At 65.3% G+C, this 17410-nt stretch carries 9 protein-coding genes; 5 read left to right on the top strand and 4 right to left on the bottom strand.

The genetic code is table 11. The features are described 5' to 3' along the window. Positions 1-3 precede the first annotated feature (3 nt). Both pglX (ACWIE7_RS00855) and pglX (ACWIE7_RS00850) read right to left on the bottom strand, forming a co-directional pair. Positions 4-3678, bottom strand: coding sequence for a BREX-2 system adenine-specific DNA-methyltransferase PglX (pglX, locus tag ACWIE7_RS00855; protein WP_454068363.1), 3675 nt, complete (start codon positions 3676-3678; stop codon positions 4-6). A 235-nt stretch (positions 3679-3913) separates the two neighbouring features. Continuing rightward, positions 3914-7576 carry a BREX-2 system adenine-specific DNA-methyltransferase PglX gene (gene pglX, locus ACWIE7_RS00850; protein ID WP_454068362.1) on the bottom strand — a complete coding sequence of 1221 codons (3663 nt, stop codon included), beginning with the start codon at positions 7574-7576 and terminating at the stop codon, positions 3914-3916. A gap of 101 nt (positions 7577-7677) precedes the next feature. On the opposite strand from pglX (ACWIE7_RS00850), the gene ACWIE7_RS00845 reads away from it, so the two are divergent. Continuing rightward, positions 7678-8343 carry a hypothetical protein gene (locus ACWIE7_RS00845; RefSeq protein ID WP_454068361.1) on the top strand — a complete coding sequence of 222 codons (666 nt, stop codon included), beginning with the start codon at positions 7678-7680 and terminating at the stop codon, positions 8341-8343. Between the two features lie 8 nt (positions 8344-8351). On the opposite strand, the gene ACWIE7_RS00840 is transcribed toward ACWIE7_RS00845, so the two are convergent. Then, entirely contained in the window at positions 8352-12401 is a 4050-nt protein-coding gene (locus ACWIE7_RS00840) for a protein kinase domain-containing protein (protein WP_454068360.1), read from the bottom strand. Positions 12402-12549: 148 nt separating this feature from the next. Between ACWIE7_RS00840 and ACWIE7_RS00835 the strand changes: the two genes are divergently transcribed. The 4 genes from ACWIE7_RS00835 (at position 12550) to ACWIE7_RS00820 (ending at position 16096) form a co-directional block, all read left to right on the top strand. After that, positions 12550-13743 carry a TRAFAC clade GTPase domain-containing protein gene (locus ACWIE7_RS00835; RefSeq protein WP_454068359.1) on the top strand — a complete coding sequence of 398 codons (1194 nt, stop codon included), beginning with the start codon at positions 12550-12552 and terminating at the stop codon, positions 13741-13743. Then, positions 13740-14126, top strand: a complete 387-nt coding sequence (locus ACWIE7_RS00830; protein ID WP_454068358.1) for a hypothetical protein — start codon at positions 13740-13742, stop codon at positions 14124-14126. The genes ACWIE7_RS00835 and ACWIE7_RS00830 overlap by 4 nt, the downstream gene beginning before the upstream one ends. 441 nt (positions 14127-14567) lie before the next feature. Next, on the top strand, positions 14568-14915 hold the full coding sequence (locus tag ACWIE7_RS00825) for a hypothetical protein (RefSeq protein ID WP_454068357.1): 348 nt from the start codon (positions 14568-14570) through the stop codon (positions 14913-14915). Between the two features lie 182 nt (positions 14916-15097). Then, positions 15098-16096, top strand: coding sequence for an IS481 family transposase (locus ACWIE7_RS00820; protein ID WP_454068356.1), 999 nt, complete (start codon positions 15098-15100; stop codon positions 16094-16096). Positions 16097-16176: 80 nt separating this feature from the next. Here ACWIE7_RS00820 and ACWIE7_RS00815 read toward each other — a convergent pair whose 3' ends face one another. Then, positions 16177-17370: an alpha/beta fold hydrolase gene (locus ACWIE7_RS00815; protein WP_454068355.1), complete on the bottom strand. Its 1194-nt coding sequence runs from the start codon at positions 17368-17370 to the stop codon at positions 16177-16179. Positions 17371-17410 lie beyond the last annotated feature (40 nt).

Here is a 17410-nt window from a genome sequence, read left to right as displayed (position 1 = left end):
CCTCTAGCTTTCCTTATCGGGTGTAGTAGCTGCGGCTGCGACGCGCTTGCGGCCGCGGGTCGCTGGGGCGGGACGCCAGGCGGACAGGTCGGCGATCGCGACGTCGGAACGCTCGGCGAGCGAGGTGAGCTGTCCGCCGAGATAGTCGGCCCAGTCGATTCCGGAGTGTGCGTCCATGCCGGAGTGCCACTGGCGGATCCACGGCATGAGCTCGGCCAGCCCGGCGACGAGCGGAACGAGCTGAGCGGGGCCGGTGTCGTCCTTGCGATCGTCGTACAGCGACACCAGGGCGATGCCTTGCTCGGCGTGGTCCCAGCCGGCCCAGCCCAGCATCGCAGTAGGATCGTCCGGACCGGAGGCGCCGGGGTAGGCGATGAACCGTTCCTTGGGCACGTCGAGTTTGCCGCGAGCCTGCCAGTACGAGGTCTTGCGGAAGTCCGCGGAGGTGTACTTGGGCGGAACAGGCACTTGGGCGGTCGTGATCTCGCCGCGGTCCTCGGCGCGTTGGGCGTCCCAGGTGGCCTGCCATTCGGCGAACTTACGCAAGCCCGAGTCTTTGAGCCGGAGCGCGGCCAGGTACGGCACTGCCTCGTCCTGCAAGAGCGCCACGAGGTTGGTGAGGACGCCTGCCTGCCGCTTGGTCGACCATAGCTCCAAGGCGTCGGCCACACCTTCCAACTGCGGAGCGGTCTCTACCTTTGCGGCCAGCTGACGGACCGACTGCGGCTGCGGATACCCGTTGGGGTCCTTCCACAGCTCGGGGGTCTCGAGTCGGTCCAAGATCCACGACTCGAGTGCCGACCGGACCCGGTCGGACCACGGCACGGAGGCCCAGCGCCGCTTGTACTCGGGACGCTCGAGCAGCTCCAACGAACGGTCCTCGCTAATCAGGTCCAGGCGTCGCTGTACCGCGTCGCGGTACTCGCTCGGAAGGTGCTCCGGGATCTCGATGACCGGGGTCGAGCGGTGACGGTCGAACCACGCCGTCTCGGCCTCGCCTGCCTGTACCCGGCGTGCCAACGCGATCTCAAACGCGCGCTCGCCCAGAGCTATCCCGGGCACCTCACCGACCGGGAGCGACAGGTCGGAGTCGGTGAACCCATACAGGTGGTACACCTGCCAGTCGAGTTCCTCCTGCTCGCCGATCATTAGCCCCCGGATGCGGTCCCATTCCGCCTCGCCGAGGGCGAACAACTCTGCCGACGGAGCCGCCCCCTCGAGAAGCGCAGCAGGCTCTACCGCCACCAACTCTTGGGCCAGCTGATCAATGCGCCGAGCACGCTCCATCGCCGAGCCGGCCGGAAGCGGGAAGTCCTTCAGCGTCGTCCCGGTGAACTCGTAGAAGTTTTCCCACGGCACCAGAGTGGTCCGGGCGCCTTTGTTGTCGACCGTGCTTCCTTTGTTGTGGCTGTTCTGCTTGAGCCAGAAGCACGCCGTCGACGAGTTCAGCACGCCCAACAGTTCGAGGTGCTCGTCCTCGCTCGCCCCCTCCTGCAACTTGATCACCGGCGCCGAACGGTTGAACACCTTTCCGCCGCGATCCAACACAAAATGGTTATGCGTCGCCACAAACGCAAACGCAATGAGATTCGCCGCTCGGCAACGCTGCTTCATAAGAAATGCGTATTCGAACCATTCCAGTCCACGCTCGACATTAGTTTGGCCGAAGTAGATGCGCGAGTTCAGATGTGCACGTCGCATCCAATAGTGCGATTCGAGTTCTGGGGCTAGGTGCGCTTGCAGGTCATCATTGCGGTATGGAAATACCACCTTAGAGCTCGTCGTAGCCGACCATTCCCGGACGACATCACCAGTGGCGAAGTCACGGAATATATCGGTTCGCGAGATCTTTAGAGCTGCCACATCCCCCAGCGTAAATGCGTCGTCTTCTCCTGTTACTGCAAGAATTCCGATCGACTCAGTGACTTCCCCCAGATCCCGAATCGAGTTCCCGCTAATCTGCCTTGATGCCGCTGGTGCAGCTCCGCCTTGCAGGGACCACGGGTGACCTTCCAGCGACATCCGCGGAGTGTCCACGACTGAAATCCACGGATCTTCATGACAAGGATCGTCGATGTAACGAACAATACTGCGCCACACCAATCCCTTCGCGGGATCTTCAGGTGCGCCTGGCTCGCCCTGAATGCCGAGGACCGTACGCACCGTGTTCGCCTGCGGTCGCCGGCTCCGCGACACCAACGTCACCGTCGGCGTGCCGTGCCCCGGGATGTATGCGCCGGAGGTGTCGATCACTTCGAGCAGATCGACTCGCGGGAAGAACTCCTCGATGAGCGGAACGCCGAACTCGCGCGCCATGAACGAGTTCGACGTGATCTGCCCTACCCACCCAGCCCGAGAGGGGTCAGCAGTGCCGGACTTGGCGAGTGAATGGAACTGCTCCATGAACGGCACCGTCAGGGCGTACTTACCCTTACAGTAGCCGTACAGCTCCCGGTAGCGCTGGTTAAGCGTCCTGTCTTTTGCCTGGATATACGGCGGGTTGCCCACCACCACGTCGTACTGGTCTCGCGCTAACGTTCGGCGCAGCGCCGCGACGTCCTCCGTGGACAAGTGGAATCCGCTGGCGAGCGCATCCGGATCGACGGTGAGATCGCCGTAATCGAACCCGGACTGCCCGGCCGAGTCCTCGCTCCACAGCAGCGAGTCACCCGCGTACACCTGCAGCGGTAGCTCGGGCACATTGAGCAGACTCGACCCGCCGGTCGCTCGGAGTGCTGCCACCATGAGCCGGAACTGGGCGATCGCCACCGCGAACGGGTTGATGTCCACCCCATGAATGGAGGACAACGCCAAGCGGACCTGCTCGGTCGGCTCCATCCCGGGAGCCTTGGCCCTCCAGTAATCGAGCATCCGCCCGAATGCTCCGAGAAGGAAGTGACCCGAACCGCAGGTGGGATCAATGATCTTGAAGTCCACGGGCCCCGTCCGACCCTCTGCATCGACCGATGGAAGACGAGGGGAGCGCTCCTTCAGCGCCGGGGTCAGCGTGCGATCGAGGATGAACTCCTCGACGAATTCCGGTGTCTGCAGTAGCGCGTACTTCTTCTTGGCGTACTCCGACAAGTCCTGATACATGTCGCCCAGGAAACGCGTATCCAATGCCAGATCGCGCAGGGACCAGACAGTCGCATTCTCGGCATCGGGCTGCCGCCAGAACTCCACCAGACGCTGCGCAGCGTCGTCACTCGGCTCGGCGATGTGAATTCCGGCGTGCTCGCCCACCAAGGGTGCCGCCGCAGGGGAGCGCTCCAGCTGGGAGAACGCATGACGCAGATAGCCACGGAAGCTCTGATCTAGGTTCGCCGAGAAGAATCGGTCCTGCTCATCCACCGCCCGCCGACGCCCGTCCGCATCCGGACCGCTGATCCAGCGTTGGTGCGCCCCCAGCAGGTCGTTATCCTCGCAGAACCGCACGAAGACACTCGTGAGCACCCACCCGACCGCCGCCTGGGTCAGCTGATCTTCCTGCCAATCGGCCCACGTGGCGCCCGTGCGCTGGGATTCCTTGAGCGCCGCGTGAGTGGTCTTCCACTCCGCCATTTTGTCCAGGTCAGCCGCGAGGCGAATACGCATGTCGTCGACAAGCTCCCGCACCACCGGCTGCAACGCGTCCGTGAGCGTCTGCTGCTCCGCCGACTTCCGCCGCTTACCCGCCACCTGGCACCTGGCCTTTCACACACACGGACCCGCGCGTTGCGAGTCCCTACACCATCCTACGAAGCACGTGAGAGCGGCGAGACCCGGATAGTGTTTCCGACATGAACACCGACGAGGAGCGCCAACGCGCCGTCGCCGCAATCGACACTCAAAGTGAAAGCAATTAGGAGAACGGTCCGTTCCCGTAAGGCTCGACCCTGCCACCACAGACTCGCCCCTCCTGTGACTGCGCTTTCTAATTGTCGAAACCGGGTGTAGTAGCTGCGGCTGCGACGCGCCTGCGGCCGCGGGTCGCGGGTGCGGGGCGCCAGTCGGGCAGGTCGGCAATCGCGACGCCGGTGCGCTCTGCGAGCGATGTGAGCTGTCCGCCGAGATAGTCGGCCCAGTCGATTCCGGAGTGGGCGTCCATGCCCGAGTGCCACTGGCGGATCCACGGCATAAGCTCGGCCAGCCCGGCGACGAGCGGGATGAGCTGGGCGGGGTCGGTGTCATCTTTGCGATCGTCGTACAGCGACACCAGGGCGATGCCCTGTTCGGCGTGGTCCCAGCCGGCCCAGCCCAGCATCGCGGTGGGGTCGTTCGGACCCGAGGCACCGGGGTAGGCGATGAACCGTTCCTTGGGCACGTCGAGCTTGCCGCGAGCCTGCCAGTAGGAAGCTTTGCGAAAGTCTGCGGAGGTGTACTTGGGTGGCACCGGAACCTGCGCGGTCGTGATCTCACCGCGGTCCTCGGCGCGCTGGGCGTCCCAGGTGACCTGCCATTCGGCAAACTTGCGCAAGCCCGAGTCCTTGAGCCGGAGCGTGGCCAGGTACGGCACGGCCTCGTCCGCCAACAGCGCCACCAGGTTGGTGAGCACGCCGGCCTGCCTCTTGGCCGACCACAGCTCCAGCGCCTCGGCCACACCGCTCAGCCTCGGATCGGTGTCGACCTTCGCGGCCAGCTGACGCACCGATTGAGGCTGCGGATACCCGTTGGGGTCCTTCCACAGCTCCGGGTTCTCCAGCCTGTCCAAGATCCAGGACTCGAGTGCCGATCGGACCCGGTCGGCCCACGGCACGGAAGACCAGCGCCGCTTGTACTCGGGACGCTCCAGCAGTTCCAGCGAACGATCCTCGGCGATCAGGTCCAGGCGCCGCTGCACCGCGTCCCGATACCCGGACGGCAGGTGCTCCGGGATCTCGATGACCGGCGTCGAGCGGTGGCGCTCGAACCACGCCGTCTCGGCCTCGCTGGCCTGCACCCTGCGAGCTAGGGCGATCTCGAAGGCCCTCTCGCCCAGCTTCAACTCTGGGACTTCACCCAACGGCAGCGACAGGTCGGAGTCGGTGAACCCATACAGGTGGTACACCTGCCAGTCGAGCTCCTCCTGCTCCGCGATCATCAGCCCACGAATTCGTTCCCACTCCACCTCGCCGCGGGCGAACAGCTCAGCCGACGGTGCTGCCCCCTCGAGAAGCGCAGCGGGCTCGACCGCCGCCAACTCCTGCGCAAGCTGATCGATGCGCCGAGCACGCTCCAGCGTTGAACCCGCGGGAAGCGGAAAGTCTTTCAGCGTCGTGCTCGTAAATTGGTAGAACTCCTCCCAGGAGTCCCCCCGGTAACCCTCATTAACTCCGCCATTGCCTTTTCCATGGCTGTTCTGCTTGAGCCAGAAGCAGGCCGTCGACGAGTTTAACACCCCCAACAACTCGAGATGCTCGTCCTCGCTCGCCCCCTCCTGCAACTTGATCACCGGGGCGGTCTGCTTGAACACCTCCCCACCACGATCCAACACGAAGTGGTTATGTGTAGCAATTTCTGAAAAACAAATCCTGTAGACCCCGCGAAGTTTTGCGGGATACAATTCACGAAATTCCCACCAGTAGATGTTTGTCAGTTCTTCGACTGGAGTTCCGAATCTCTTTCGTCGTTGCAGAATTCTCCTTGAAGGCCACAGTATCTGCTTTATTGCGAGATCTTCGAGGTGCCTAAAGTTGTCGTCATATGGAAAGACGGCAAATCTGGCAGGAGAGGCAATGAAGTCCCTAACCTCAAAGCCATCCACCATTTGCCGATAATGGCTTATCGAATTCCGCTTCATATAGGAAAGGTCCGCCGAAAACGCCTCTTCCTCCCCAGGAATTGCCGTGCAACCAATCTGATCACTAATTACCGAGAGGGCCCTCGAACTCGCCTGTAGCTTTCGAGAAACAGTTGGGGCATACCCTCCCGCTAGGGACCAAGGATGCGACGAGAGCGTGTCACGCGGCAAGTTGTCCACGCTAATCCACTGGTCTTCAAAGTGCGGAGAATCAACGTGTCCGACGATGCTGCGCCACACCAGGCCCTGTGCCGGATCTTCGGGAGCCCCAGGCTCTCCCTGAATACCTAGTACAGCGCGGACGGTTGCCGCGTTCGGCCGGCGATTCCGCGACACGAGCGTCACCGTCGGGGTGCCATGCCCAGGGATGTACGCGCCAGAGGTATCAATCACTTCGAGAAGATCAACCCGCGGGAAGAACTCTTCGATAAGCGGCACACCGAACTCGCGCGCCATGAATGAGTTCGACGTGATCTGCCCGATCCACCCCGCCCGAGATGGATCGAGAGTGCCCGATTTGGCCAACGAGTGGAACTGCTCCATAAACGGCACCGTTAGCGCGTACGTGCCCTTGCAGTATCCGTACAGCTCCCGATACCGCTGATTGAGGACCTTGTCCTTCACCGTGATGTACGGCGGATTGCCCACCACTACGTCGTACTGATCCCGCGCCAGCGTCCGCCGCAGCGCCGCCACGTCCTCGGTGGTCAAGTGGGTGCCGCTGGCGAGGGCGTCCGGATCGACGGTGAGATCGCCGTAGTCGAATCCGGATTGCCCGGCCGAATCCTCGCTCCACAACAGCGAGTCACCCGCATACACCTGCAGCGGCAGTTCGGGCACATTGAGCAGACTCGACCCGCCGGTCGCTCGGAGTGCTGCCACCATGAGCCGGAATTGGGCGATCGCCACCGCGAACGGGTTGATGTCCACCCCATGAATGGAGGACAGCGCCAGACGTACTTGTTCGGTTTGCTCCATCCCGGGAGCCTCGGCCCTCCAGTAAGCGAGCATCCGCCCGAATGCACCGAGGAGGAAGTGCCCCGATCCGCAAGTGGGATCGATGATTTTGAAGTCCACGGGCCCCGTCCGACCCTCTGCATCGACCGACGGAAGCCTGGGTGAGCGCTCCTTCAGCGCCGGGGTCAGCGTGCGATCGAGGATGAACTCCTCGACGAATTCCGGTGTCTGCAGTAGCGCGTACTTCTTCTTGGCGTACTCCGACAAGTCCTGATACATGTCGCCCAGGAAACGCGTATCCAATGCCAGATCGCGCAGGGACCAGACAGTCGCATTCTCGGCATCGGGCTGCCGCCAGAACTCCACCAGACGCTGCGCAGCGTCGTCACTCGGCTCGGCGATGTGAATTCCGGCGTGCTCGCCCACCAAGGGTGCCGCCGCAGGGGAGCGCTCGAGTTGGGAGAACGCATGACGCAGATAGCCACGGAAGCTCTGATCTAGGTTCGCCGAGAAGAATCGGTCCTGCTCATCCACCGCCCGCCGACGCCCGTCCGCATCCGGACCGCTGATCCAGCGTTGGTGCGCCCCCAGCAGGTCGTTATCCTCGCAGAACCGCACGAAGACACTCGTGAGCACCCACCCGACCGCCGCCTGGGTCAGCTGATCTTCCTGCCAGTCTGCCCACGTGGCACCGGTGCGCTGGGATTCCTTGAGCGCCGCGTGGGTGGTCTTCCACTCCGCCGTCTTGTCCTTATCGGCAGCGAGTCGAGCACGCATATCGTCGACGAGATCCCGGACCATTGGCTGCAACGCATCCGTGAGCGTCTGCTGCTCCGCCGACTTCCGCCGCCTACCCGCCACCTGGCACCTGGCCTTTCACACACACGGACCCGCGCGTTGCGAGTCCCTACACTATCCTACGAAGCACGTGAGAGCGGCGAGACCCGGATAGTGTTTCCGACATGAACACCGACGAGGAGCGCCAACGCGCCATCGCCGCGATCGATGCCCGGATCGCTACTCTCATCGAGGACGGCGTCCCCGCAGACAGTTCGCGAATCCGAGCGCTCGTGGCCAAATGCGCGGTCGCTCAGAAGAGCAAGAAGGCAATCAAGAGGTCGGTCCGTGAGGCCCGAGATCGCCAGGCCGCGGCGGCCGGCGGGACGGGAAAGGGCTCTCCGAAGGCCGGCGGGCGCATCTCGGTGGTTCCCGACTCCGCAGCCGATACGAAACGTCTGCAGTCGCTCCCCGCGAAAGAACGCGGCCGCATCGAGGCCGCCAGGATCAGGGTCCGGAAGCTCTTGAAGCATTGCAGCGACCCGACCGCGAAAGGCGTCCGGAACGCTATCGCCGAATGCGACGCGGACATCAACTTCCTCATCAATCAGGGAGTGCGCTACGACGCGCGCGCCAGAAAAAGGGCCCGTCTCCGAAAAGAAGGCCTCAAGGAGCTTCAGGGCGCCATAGCGATGCGTCGCCGGAAGTCCGCGCCGTCCGAGCTCGAGCTGGCCTTCCTACTGGATGCGTACCTGGAGCGACGTCGCCAGATCAGGCGTGGCCCGGACAACGTAGTGGGGGTACTCGACGTGCGGTCCGGCGGAGCACCTTCGCTGGGCAAGCGGAAATAGATCCTTGCTTACACGCTCACCAGCTGCGAGTCGCTGGTGATCGGGAGTGGGCGTCCATCCACCTGGTCTGGCTGGCCCGGGGCGTCCTTGGCGCGGCCCGTCACCAACACCACCGGCCGGCACGGGGGAGCGGTGAGATCCGTCCACCGCCCGAGCTGGGATAGCTGTGAGTACTCGGCGAGCAGCGAAGCTTCCGTGAGGACCAACGCTGCGCCGTCCGTGGCATCGACGTTGTCGAGGACGGTCGTGACGTTGGCCTCCATGACGCCGCGCACCTGCTCGGGCGGCAACCGCAGGAAATCCCCGCGCTTGTCCAGCTGGCCGCTGGTCTCGAGCAGAGAGTCCACGCTGGCGAGAACCTCGGCGGATAGGTCCACCACCTCGGCGCCCAGTCGCTCGGCCAGCTTGCCCGCTACCTCGTCTCCACGGCCGTAGGGAACCGAGACGGACACGAACCCCGGGCTCGAGGCCGCGCGCGCCAGTTGCTCGATCAGAGGATCCTCGGTCGCGGAGCGGTCGGTGACCAACGCGGACGGAGTCCGGGTGTGCACCATGCTCAGGCCGGTCGCCTGCTGCGGGTAGCGGAAATCCCGGTGCTGCGGGTCCCACCCCATCCCCGGCATGTGCTCGGCCAGCACCGCCTCCACGTCCTCACGCCTCGGCTCCCGGGTGCGAAGCTCCGGGAAGCGGGCGCGAATGAGGTCCTTGAGCAGGCCCAGGTCGAACTGGCTGGCCGCCCGCGGCAGCGTCAACGCGAGCAGCTCGGGCAGCTCCATCGCGGTGGAGTACAGGTCGCCCGTGGCGGTAAGCGCCAACTCGTCGTCGCCGGCCACCGCCAGCTCCGCCAGCGTGAGGGGATCGATTCGAGACTCCGCGTCGGCGGCGTCCGAGAGCACCGACCGGGCCGCCTGACTCAGCTCCGCGTGAACGAGGTCCGCCGGAACGTGCCGCACTCCCGGCTCGGCGAGCAGATCGTGCGCCGCACGGTTAAGTTCGGCCACCAGGGGACGCGCCCACTCGGGGTGCACGCTCATCCCGATCACCCGGGCGGAGCGACCGCGGCGCAACAGCTCCACTTCGGACCCGCCAGCGGCGTCAGCGCGGTGCAGGCCCAGGTCAAACATCCGCAGCACGCCCAAGCGCAGGCGCTCGGAATCGCGGTGCCCCCGCTCCACGGGGAAACTCTGCTCCATCGCCCCGGCGATCTGCCGGATACTCGCCACCCCGCCACGGCGCACGATCTCCCGTCGGGTGGCGGCCCGGATCTCCTCGAATGCCGCGGTGAGCACCGGGGAGGATTGCCACAGTGCCGGGAACTTGCCGGTGAGCTGCGGGATCCTGCCGGCACTGAGCCGCAGTGGCTCCGCATACCGCGACATGGCCTGGAACGGATCCTCCGGCGCGCCCTCACCCCGCCCGAGGATCGTCCGCACGAGCCGGTAATCGGAGGTGCGCGAACCACCCGCAGCTCGCAGGAGTTCCTCCGCCAGCTCCGCCAACGTCGGGAGAGCGACGGCTGTCACGGGAGTGGGGGTATCGCGGGGAGTGACCGGCTCCCTCGTCGTCGTCCCCCCGTCACCCGCGTTGACCGACGCCGCGACGGCCGCGAGCGCCTCGCGGAACTCCTGCGCCGAGCCGAACCGCGCCCCGCTGTCCCCATCGAGCAGACGGGTGAAGATCCCCGTCATCTGCTCCACCACGTCCTGGCTCCACTCGGGCGGCATCACCTCCGCCGGGATCACCACGTGACCGTCGGTAAGAGAGGGCTCGCTCACCCCGTCCCCATACGTCGGAGTCTCACCAGTCGCCATCTCGAACAACACCACGCCGGCCGAATAACGCTCGGCCGAGGAGTCGGCGATCTGCCTCGACCGCCGGCCCAGGAACGGATCGCGGTACACGCCCGTACCCACCTGGGTGTGCTGCAGGGACTCGCGGGAGGCGGAGAAGTCGAACAGGGCCAGGTGCTGGCCGCGCCCGCGCCCCACGATCCCGAGGTTGGCGGGTTTGATGTCCCGGTGCGCGACCCCCGCCGCCTCCAGAGCGACAAGCATGTCCGCCAGGTTGATGGCGAACTTCCAGAACCGGTCCTGGGAGATCCGGCCGAGCTGCAGCATGCTAGCCAGTGAGACCTCCCCGCAGTCCGTGAGCACCAGGCACGTGCGCCGGTCATGGACGACCATCGGGCCCTCGAGCAGCGCTACGAACAGAGAGGAGTACTTGGCCGGCAGCCCCTGGCCGAGCGAGCGCAAGACCTCCGACTCCGCGGCCAAGCGCTCCGCGGCGCGCTCGTCCCGCGCCACCTTGAGGACCTTGGTGGGCGGACCGGAATCGTCGGTCAGATCCTCCACCTGCAGGCCCACCGCCGTGGACCCCGAGCCCAGGACCTTCTTGATGACGAACCGGCCCTCGAGCACTCCGTCGATCATCGGGCGCAGCGCGTCCATCTGCTCGGCGGCGGGCTGCGGAGTGGCCGGTCGTGCGGCCTCTGCCAGGCGCCGCTCGAAGCCGATCACCGGGGAGAGTCCCTGTGTGGAATCCGAGACCCCGAACTTGGTGTTGCGCGTGTCGACCGTCGCCGAAGTGGCGTCCATGACGAGCGCGCGCAGGCCCTGATCGAACTCGCTCGTCACCGCCGACATGTCCAGGCCGCGGTCGCGCTCCAGCCGGTCGAGCAGCGAGGAGCGGTCCGTGGCCGGGGCCTGGCCGCCGGTGAGGACGTAGTAGGCCAGCGCACCGAGGGAGAACAGATCGGCCGCCATTCGGTCCGGCGTGTAGACGCCCGCCGCCTCCGGTGCGAGGTAGACGCGGCCCGCGAGCTCGTCGCCCGGCACCGACGTTGCCGAGCCTGTGGCCCCCAGGACAGTTCCCGAGGCCTCGGCCGCGCCCGCCCCGGACCAACCGTCGACCTTCACCTCGATGCGTCCGTACCCGTCCACGGGCCGGGTGGAGAGCAGCTCGGTGTTGAGCAGCACCGTGGTGGGATCGAGCCCTCGGTGCGCCACCTGATGCCGGTGGGCGTAGAGCAGCGCGTCCGCCACCTGGCGGACGATCTCCACCCGCTCCCGCGCCGAGAGCTTGGCCCCCGGCAGCGCGACGTCCAGCGGGCGGTGGTCCGGCAGCGCTGGGTAGATGACCACCTCGTCCGAGGTTCCGCGCAGCGTCTCCATCGAGCGGGGGGCCACGATGTGCTCGTTGCCCAGGCCGGACAGCAACTCGTACTCCCGGCGCAGCGTCCGGCGCATGCGCATTCGCTCGCCCTCGGTGGCGGCCGCCTCGACGTTGAGCACGCGCGCCCGGATGGGCTCGTGGGTCTCGCGGTGCTCACCCTCCCACTCGTGGAAGCGCGGATCGGGGGAGTCGATGCGGTCGTGCAGGAGGTACGACCCCGCCAGGTGGTCGCGGACGGTGATACCCGCGATTCTGCGCATTGCCAGGGCGATGAGCATGCTCATCGCTTCGCTAATGCGCTCGCGCCCCACCGGCTCCTGGATCCGGTCGGCGATCGGCTGCAGGTTGGTCCGGACCTCCCGGCCGGGGAAGTCCGCCGGGTCCACCCCGAAGATGTTGTGTGCCCCGTCCGCCGGCAAGTGCGAGACGACCCCGGGATCGTGAAGGAACACCGCCTCCTGGATCCACGGCAGGCGACCGACCGCGGCGGCGACCTGTCGGATGTGCGGGTCCTCCTGCTGATCGCGCGCGATCCGGCTGATCTCCTGCTCGAGCTTCGACTTGAACCGCTGCGCCTTGCGACGCGTGGCCACCATCGGTGAGCGCATGGTGTCCACGCGGCCATTGCGGTCAGTCACCCAGCGGTGCTCGTCGCCGCCGATCCGCCCGTGGTACGACTTCAGCTCGAGCAGGTGGATGCGTGACTGGCCCACCACCAGCGCGTCAACCTCGTGCCACTGGCCGTGGGAGTCCTGGAACTCGAAGTTGGCCCACACCCGGTACGGCTCCGAGTCCGGCACCGCGTTGGCGAGCAACGCCAGGCCCTGCTTCTCGTGCTCGAAGGCCGAGCGGGAGACCTCTTTCCAGCGGGGGGAGTTCTGAAGCACGGTGAGCGGGTCTCCTCGGCGCGGATCGGGTGAAGATGACTAGCGTCTCCCGCGTGTGCGGAAGGTCTGGCCACTTGCCAGATCCTAGTCGCGGGACGATTCCCACCTTTGCAGATGCGGTGAGCGGTGGGTCCTCTACGCTGCCGCCATGGCGAATTTCCCTAAGGTCCAGGAGCAGAACATCGCGGTGTTCGGAGAATCCGGCTCCGGCAAGACGGTGTTGGTGTCCTCGTTTTATGGTCCCACCCAGGAGAGTGCGTACCAGAACGACCTCTGGGATCTTGTGGCACTCCAAGCCGGTCAAGGTGGCCGTCTACTCCAGACTTATCTGGGCTTGCGAGACAATGCAGCTACGCCTATTACAAACCGATTCAGCGGCACCACCTACCAATTCGCGGTGAAGCTCAAGACCACCGGGCTGAAGGAGTCCACAAAGCGCCCGTTCGACGAATTGCGCCTCATGTGGCACGACTACCCAGGCGAATGGTTCGAGTGCGACGCGGACGGCGAGGAAGAGAAGCAGCGCCGTCTCGAGACATGGAAGAACCTACTCAAGTCGGACGTGGCCCTAATCCTCGTGGATGGGCAGAAGCTGCTCGATCACCGTGGCGAGGAAGAGCGTTACCTCACCTCACTCTTCGCCAACTACCGCCAGAACCTCCTTCGAATCAAAGACGACCTGCTCGCTACCGACGGACCACTCGTCGAGTTCCCGCGGATATGGGTCCTTGCATTGTCCAAGTCCGATCTCCTGCCCGACTGGACAGTCGAGAAATTTCGAGACCTCCTCATCCTGAAATCCGCGGGAGAGATCAACAGCCTCCGCGACACGATCGCCGGCCTTCTCGACACGCCCGAGGCTCTCTCGCTCGGCGAGGACTTCCTCCTCCTCTCGTCTGCCAAATTCCAAACGAAACCGGGAGGGTCTGAACCGTCCGAGATCGATCTGACCCAGCGCGTGGGCGTGGACTTGATCCTGCCGCTGGCATCGATTCTTCCGTTGGAGCGCCGAGTCCAGTGGCAACAGCAATTCGACATCCCCCTTAAAGTCGTGGACAAACTGGCCGATGGCGCCGACGTGATCGCAGCCGCCCTCCTCGGTTTGAAGTTCAAGACAGTGGAGAAGCTGTTCAAGAACGTTGCCAAGACCAACAAGGCTGTCGGGGTCTTCATCCACTTGACGCCGATCCTCGCCGCCGCCGTAGCCGCCGCGGGGCCCAAACTCAAGGAAGTCAACACAGAGGCTCGAGCCAAGCAAGACCATCTTCGCGCGATGCTCACACAGTTCAAGCTCGACTTGGAGCAGTCCGTCACCGACAACGTGGCGCTGTTCCGCAAGTGACGACTCACTCGGAGGGCGCCCCGGGATTGATCTGGGCCACCCGAGGTGTGAACTGGGGTTTCCGCTTTCTGCTTGGTGCAGGCCTCGGTGACCCACTGGCCGCGTATGAGCGGGCGTTCGATGGCGACACCGATTCAGCGAAGGCGTTCCATCGCTCCACAGATGCGATCGCCGTACGGTTCCCCGATCCACTCCAGCGAAGTGACGCCGCCGGGCGCATCATTCCTCACGAGATAGTTGCGTTCGGCCCGGGGATTGACCTCATCGACTCACTCGAAACCGGCATCCGAGAGCTCTGGCCTCTGGTTTCGGAAATCTACTCTCAGATCTGGGACTCGGATGATCCCCCCAGCCGGCAGGAGATCGAAGGCGGACAGTTCTGACGGCGACCTCGACCCGAGCGTTACCGGGGCGCTCGAGCGGAACGGGTCACCACCCTGCCCCACGGCATCGAGAACGTGTGAAGCCCAGGAGTTTACGGAGATCGTCGAACTGGCGTGATCAATGGGCGCCGAATTGTAGTCGAACCAGTGGGTCGACTCTCCGTACTCAGTCCTGGCCTCGATCCCGAGTGGGAGAGCCCGCGGCGGCCTACGAAAGTGACGACGGGGGATCCGGGCGACCGCAGAGTCAGTCGTTAATCGGTGGTCAGCTGCGGCGGTGGCGTCGTTAAGGGGCTGCTCCTCGGCTCGGTGAACCAGCACGTCGTGAGCGACTCCCACCGGCCGGTGGCGGCACTCCCCAGCGACGCGCGCGACGGACACCACACCGTAAGGTGACCCTTACCAGAGGAGATGCTGACCTAGCCTGAGACAATCCGCTATATGGACATCGCCATCAAGATAGTTCTCATCCTTCACTTCGTCGGTCTCGCCGGCATCATCGGTGGCTGGATGGCCACGATGAAGGCGCCCGCGGTCAACAAGGCAATTCTCCACGGCTCCATCCTTCAGGTCGTCACCGGCCTCATCCTCGTGGGCCTGAACGAGATGAACGATGCCGACATCAATCACATGAAGATCGGCATCAAGCTGGTCATCGCGATCGTCATCCTGGTGCTCGCCATCGTCGGCACCAAGAAGGAGGCCAAGGCTCCGGGCAGCACCGGCACTCTGGCGATGTCTGCGGGCCTTCTCGGCATCCTCAACGTGATCATCGCGGTGTTCGTCTGACACCGCGAACGTCTCAAGCGTCGCGCGCCCCCGGACATCACGTCCGGGGGCGTTACGCCTTCTAGCTGTGATGTCCAGGGAGGTTGTCCCGACTCGGGTTGGTGAGTTCGGCTGACAGGTGAAGGCCTCCGGTTGTGAAGTGGAGCTGTCTAGTTCTTCGCTTCACAAACCAGGAGGCCTTCGTGTCCCACGCTAACGCGACCTTGACCCCGCGTACCCGTTTGCGGTTGGCAAAGCTGATCGTCGACGACAAATGGACCTACGCCGCGGCAGCAAAAATGTTCATGGTCGCGCCCCGCACGGCTAAGAAATGGGCTGACCGATACCGGTCCGAAGGCCCAGCTGGCATGGCCGACCGCAGCTCCAAGCCCCGCACGAGTCCGAACCGCACCCGCCCTGAGTTGGTGCGCAAGATCGTGCGACTGCGCTGGCGAAACCGACTCGGTCCGATCCAGATCGGCGGCCGGCTCGGCATCCCGGCCTCGACCGTGCACGCGGTACTCGTGCGCTGCCGGATCAACCGACTCTCGCGAATCGACCGGGTCACCGGTGAACCCCTGCGCCGCTACGAACACCAGCGGCCCGGCTCACTGATCCATGTCGATGTCACCAAGTTCGCCAACATTCCCGACGGTGGCGGCCACCGCTTCGTCGGCCGGCCACAGGGCGGAAAGAACGCCAGAGCCACGGCCCACCGCACCGGCGAACGAGGACGTCAATACAGGCCCAAAATCGGGACCGCATACGTGCACACCGTCATCGACGACTACTCCCGCGTGGCCTACGCCGAGATCCACACCGACGAAAAAGGCGCCACGGCCGTCGGCGTCCTTGAACGCGCGGTGGCCTGGTTCGCCAACCGAGGCGTCACCGTAGAGCGGGTGCTCTCCGACAACGGCTCGGCCTACATTTCTCATGATTGGCGCAAGGCCTGCACGAACCTAGGAATCACCCACAAGCGCACCCGGCCCTACCGGCCCCAGACCAACGGCAAGATCGAGCGATTCCACCGCACCCTCGGCGACGGCTGGGCCTACGCCCGCTTCTACGACTCCACCGAAGCCCGCAACTCACGACTACCGTCCTGGCTGCACTTCTACAATCACCACCGAGCCCACTCCGCCCTCGGAGGCCAGCCACCGGTCACCCGACTGACCAACCTCCCTGGACATCACAGCTAGCCCGGTCACCGCGATCCGGCCGGCGGGTATGCGCTGGCCAGCTCGGCGCGGGCCGCCGGCGATGTGATCAAGCCACCGTCTCACAAGCCTGCCCGGACCATTGCTGCGAGAAGCGCCGGAGATCGTGCGGCGAGCCCCCGGCGAGGGAGCCGGTTCAAAGTCCGCGCCTGCTGCTCAAGCTGCGTGTGTGTCCCTGCGGCCAGCGACCCGGCCACCGCGAGCAAGGCCTCGGGGTGGGTCTCCAGCGCGCTGTGGCCGTTCTCGATGTGAACCAGCGTCGTGTCCGGGGCTGCCGACGCCACCCGCTCGGCGATCGCGGGAGGAGTGCGCAGGTCCCGATCACCGGTGAGAAGCACTATCGGCCAGGTGAATCCGGTGGCTGCGGACTGCAGGTTCAGAGGCTCCGCCTCGAAGGTCGGGAACCTTGGCGCGAGCAGCGCGTAGGTGAGCGCCGGATCCAGCGGCAGTCCGTCCGCCTCGGCCCCGTACCCCAGTTCGCGGAACCCGATCGCCCCGACGAGGTCGAACTCGTAGACACCGGGGACGTGGACGATCGACTCGCCCCGGGAGGCGTAGGCTTCCACAGTCCGCCACGCCACACCGCTGCGACGACGAACCTGCGAACGGAGCAGCGGGCCCAATAGGTCCGGCCCGCCGAGTTCGTATGCGGCGCGGGAGACGTCGAGGAGCTCGCGCCCGCCCACCCCGTCGGCGTGCAGCCGCCGGATGTCCGCGGCGATGTCGGTGTCGGCGTCCCAGAACAGCGATCTGACCGCTCTCCGCTCGACGTCGATGTCCGCCGCTGACTGCAATGCCGAATCCAACACCATGCCGGCAACACGATCGGGGTGCAGCGCACCGAAGCTCGACGCGAGGTAGCTGCCGTAGGACGACCCGACCAGCAGCGCCGACTCAACCGACTCGCGATCCAGGACGGCGGCGATGTCGTCGACGACCGCCCGGATCCACATCGCCGACATCGGCAGGTCCCGGCCGGTGGGGTCGACCCGGGACAGTCCGACACCGCGGTGCTCGATCATGATCACGTCATGTCCGAGGCTCGCGGCCCGCCGTCGGAACGACCGGTAGGGCACCACCGATCCGAGCCCGGGCCCTCCGGGCACCACGACCAGCGGGGGCGCTCCGTTCCGCGGACCGACTCGGACATAGGCCAGATCGAAGGCGGGGCCGTTCTCGTCCGCCGGGCGTCTGACCCGGTCGAGGCCCGTAGTTCGCGCTGTCAACGCGCGCAGAAAGCCGCTCCGCACGGTCATCCCCGCACCGATCCTCGGTGGGGGATGACCGTGGCAGGAA

Source organism: Dietzia sp. NPDC055343 (assembly GCF_053645265.1).
The sequence above is the reverse complement of the archived record's forward strand: the minus strand, read 5'-3'. Positions and strand labels throughout refer to the sequence as shown.